The sequence below is a fragment of the Actinoplanes sp. NPDC048791 genome (assembly GCF_040650095.1).
Lineage (GTDB): Bacteria > Actinomycetota > Actinomycetes > Mycobacteriales > Micromonosporaceae > Actinoplanes.
Genome location: NZ_JBEZGQ010000973.1, coordinates 1 through 3,152 on the forward strand (window position 1 = coordinate 1; position 3,152 = coordinate 3,152).

General features: G+C 72.2%; 6 protein-coding genes. 5 read left to right on the forward strand and 1 reads right to left on the reverse strand.

From position 1 onward, the window contains the following. A partial coding sequence (locus AB0C29_RS40660; RefSeq protein ID WP_360832342.1) for a winged helix-turn-helix domain-containing protein occupies positions 1 to 342 on the reverse strand: 342 nt, incomplete at its 3' end. Positions 343 to 485: 143 nt separating this feature from the next. On the opposite strand from AB0C29_RS40660, the gene AB0C29_RS40665 reads away from it, so the two are divergent. The 5 genes from AB0C29_RS40665 to AB0C29_RS40685 all read left to right on the forward strand — a co-directional run bounded on the left by AB0C29_RS40665 (position 486) and on the right by AB0C29_RS40685 (position 3,128). Next, positions 486 to 923, forward strand: coding sequence for an SRPBCC domain-containing protein (locus AB0C29_RS40665; RefSeq protein ID WP_360832345.1), 438 nt, complete (start codon positions 486 to 488; stop codon positions 921 to 923). Next, positions 910 to 1,248: a metalloregulator ArsR/SmtB family transcription factor gene (locus AB0C29_RS40670; RefSeq protein ID WP_360832348.1), complete on the forward strand. Its 339-nt coding sequence runs from the start codon at positions 910 to 912 to the stop codon at positions 1,246 to 1,248. Before AB0C29_RS40665 ends, AB0C29_RS40670 begins: the two co-directional genes overlap by 14 nt. A gap of 69 nt (positions 1,249 to 1,317) precedes the next feature. Then, positions 1,318 to 2,109 (forward strand): DUF899 domain-containing protein, encoded by a 792-nt coding sequence (locus tag AB0C29_RS40675; protein WP_360832351.1) that lies wholly within the window; start codon positions 1,318 to 1,320, stop codon positions 2,107 to 2,109. A 134-nt stretch (positions 2,110 to 2,243) separates the two neighbouring features. Continuing rightward, entirely contained in the window at positions 2,244 to 2,726 is a 483-nt protein-coding gene (locus tag AB0C29_RS40680) for a CAP domain-containing protein (protein WP_360832354.1), read from the forward strand. 72 nt (positions 2,727 to 2,798) lie between these two features. Next, the gene (locus AB0C29_RS40685) at positions 2,799 to 3,128 is read left to right on the forward strand and encodes a 5'/3'-nucleotidase SurE (RefSeq protein WP_360832356.1); all 330 of its coding nucleotides are present in this window, start codon (positions 2,799 to 2,801) and stop codon (positions 3,126 to 3,128) included. Positions 3,129 to 3,152: the final 24 nt, after the last annotated feature.

A 3,152-nucleotide genomic window follows, 5' to 3' on the forward strand; every position in this document is an offset into this window, starting at 1 on the left:
GTCGGCCGCGGCCAGGTCCAGGTCGACGAGCACCGCGGGCGGGCGGCCCAGCCGGTAGCCGTCGCGCGTGCCGGTGACGAGCTCCGGGCCGAACCGGGACCGCAGCCGGCTGACCAGCGTGGCGACGTTGTCGGCGGCCCGGCGGGGTGGCGTGTCGCCCCAGAGCACGTCGACGATGCGGTCCATCGGCACCGGCCCGGCGCGCTCGACGGCGAGCAGCTTGAGCAGCGTGCGGGCCTTGCGGCTGCCGGCCACGGGCACGTCGGTGGCGTCACCGCTCCAGCGGATCGCGAACGCTCCGGCCAAGCGCAGGCACACCGCGCCGGCCGCCTCGGTGGCCACGCCGCCAGCGTACGAGCGTCGCCACCGGCCGGAACCCCCCGCGCGGGGCAAGATTCCCGACAGGTTGACGCAACCAATCGATTGCTATACGTTCAGTGGCAACCGAATGGTTGCTACTCAATCGCTGTTACCGGGAGACCGCCATGACATTCCCTGACCGGATCGAACGCACCCTTCAGCTCGGCCAGCCGCCCGAGCGCGTCTGGGCCGCCCTGACCACCGCCGAGGGGCTGGGCACCTGGTTCGGCAACCGCGCCGAGGTCGACCTGCGCGTCGGTGGCCGGGCCACGCTCAGCTGGGACAGCGGCGACACCGCCGTACTCATCATCGAGCGTCTCGAGCCCCCGCGGGTCTTCGGCTACACGTGGCCGGTGCACGGCCTGGCCGACGACGACCCGCGGCGCACCTACGTCGAGTTCACGCTGGAGCCGCACGGCGACGGCACCACCCTCACGATGGTCGAGAGCGGCTTCGCGCAGCTGCCGGACGACGGCGAGCACAAGATCGCGTACTCGGGCAACACCGAGGGCTGGACGCACGAGCTGGGCGAGCTGGTCGCGTACCTCGATGCCCGGTCCTGAGCCCGCCGACCTGGAGCTGGTGGCCCAGGAGGTCTTCACCGCGCTGGCCGACCCCAGCCGGCGGGTGATCCTGGCCGCGCTCGCCACCGGCGGGCCGGCCACCGCCACCGACCTGGCCGCTCAGCTGCCGATCACCCGCCAGGCCATCGCCAAGCACCTCGCCCTGCTGGCCGAGGCGGGACTGGTGGTGGCCGAGCGGGGCGAGCGGCGCCGGGTCCGCTACCGGGTGGACTCCGCGCCGATGAAGGTGGCCCAGCAGTTCCTGGGCGCCCTCGCCCGTGACTGGGACGGCCCGCTGGCCGCCCTGCGGGACCACCTGAAATGACCTGATCGCACTCTGACAGGAGTTCCCCATGTTGCTGCCCCATTGCCTCACCCCCTCGGCGCGGGCGTCATGAGCGCGCCGGCCGGGAACCTGCCCGAGGTGGTCTCCCGCGAGCAGTGGCTCGCCGCCCGCCGCGAGCTGCTGGCCCAGGAGAAGGAGCTCACCGGGGCCCGGGACCGGGTCAACACCGCCCGCCGCCGGCTGCCGATGGTCCGCGTCGACGAGCCGTACACCTTCGAGGGCCCGGACGGGACGGTGAGCCTGCTCGACCTCTTCGAGGGCCGGCCACAGCTGGTGCTGCACCACTTCATGTTCGCCCCCGAATGGGACCAGGCCTGCGCGAGCTGTTCTTCGGCCGCCGACGGGATCGGCCGGCTGCGGCAGCTGCACGTGCGCAACACCACGCTCGTGGCGGTGTCCCGCGCCCCCTATCCCAAGCTGGCCGCCTTCCGCGAGCGGATGGGGTGGCAGTTCCCGTGGTACTCGTCGTACGGCACCAGTTTCAACTTCGACTTCCACGCCACCCTGGACGACCGGGTCGCGCCGGTGCTGCTGCACTTCCGTACCGAGGACGAGCTGGCCGAGGCCGGCACCCCCTGGACGAGCGGACCGTGGACGCCGGGCATGCGCGGCTCGGAGCTGCCCGGCATCAGCGCCTTCCTGCGCGTCGGCAACGAGGTCTTCCACACCTACTCCACGTACGGCCGGGGGATCGAGGACTTCCACAACGGCTACCACTACCTCGACCTCACCGCGCTCGGCCGGCAGGAGGCGTGGGAGGAGCCGAAAGGCCGGGCGACCCCGCTCGGCCTGCACGTCGGCGGTCCCGCGATGCGCGTGCCGGACGAGTACGAGACCTGACGCGCCGGGGCGCAGGCCGGCAACCGAACGGCGACGCAGGGGCATCCGTCCTGCGATCAAAGCCCCCGGAGCAGGGCCGAAGGGAACGGTGAACCTGGCGATCGGCCAGGCGCCGTACTCCGAGAGGAACCTCCTTGCGCTCGCTCCTTCGCCGTTTCGCCCTGGCCGCCCTCATCGCCCCCGCCGCCGTCGGCGTCTCGATGTTCGCGTCGCCGGCCGAAGCCGCCCCGGCGAGCGCCGAGACCGTGCAGGCTGACGTCGTGCGCCTCACCAATGCTCAGCGCACCGCGTCCGGCTGTTCCGCCGTCACCGTCAACGCGCAGCTCACCGCCGCTGCCGTCGGTCACAGCACGTGGATGGCCCGCACCGGCACCTTCTCGCACACCGGCAGCGCCGGTTCCACGTTCGTCGTGCGGGCCAAGGCCGCCGGCTTCGCCCGCCCGTCCAGCGAGAACATCGCCTGGGGCTACCGCTCCGCCACCGACCTCGTGAACGCCTGGATGAAGAGCCCGGGCCACCGCGCCAACATCCTCAACTGCAAGTCGCGGACCGTCGGCGTGGGCGTCGCGTACACCGCCAACGGGACCCCGTACTACACCCAGGACTTCGGCTACTGAGCCGTCGCGTGGTTGCGTTCCGCGCGCCGGGGAATGACGTGCGGCACGGGTACCGGGTGATGGGCAGGGGACATGGGTGGAGCTCGGCTGCGGGTGCTGGTGACCAACGATGACGGCGTACAGGCTCCCGGGATCCACCGGCTCGCGCGGGCCGCTCACGACGCCGGCCACGACGTCACCGTCGCGGCACCGCACGAAGAGGCCAGCGGGATGGGCGCGGCGCTGACCGCCGTCACCGACGAGGGCCGGGTGAAGTTCTCCCGGGTGTTCCTGACCGGGCTCGACGGCGTCCCGGCCTTCGCGGTCGTTGCGTCACCCGCCTACATCGCCCTCCCCTTATCGGCCACACAGTCCTGTTCGGCTACAGGAACGCCTCGGGGTCGAAGGCGTCCAGTTCGATGATGCGCACCCGGGGCAGCACGCTGG

Excerpts from the sequence above, each read along its gene's own strand:
- AB0C29_RS40685 (WP_360832356.1), top strand. The coding sequence starts at position 2,799 with ATGGGTGGAGCTCGGCTGCGGGTGCTGGTGACCAACGATGACGGCGTA.
- AB0C29_RS40675 (WP_360832351.1), top strand. The coding sequence starts at position 1,318 with ATGAGCGCGCCGGCCGGGAACCTGCCCGAGGTGGTCTCCCGCGAGCAG.
- AB0C29_RS40670 (WP_360832348.1), top strand. The coding sequence starts at position 910 with ATGCCCGGTCCTGAGCCCGCCGACCTGGAGCTGGTGGCCCAGGAGGTC.
- AB0C29_RS40665 (WP_360832345.1), top strand. The coding sequence starts at position 486 with ATGACATTCCCTGACCGGATCGAACGCACCCTTCAGCTCGGCCAGCCG.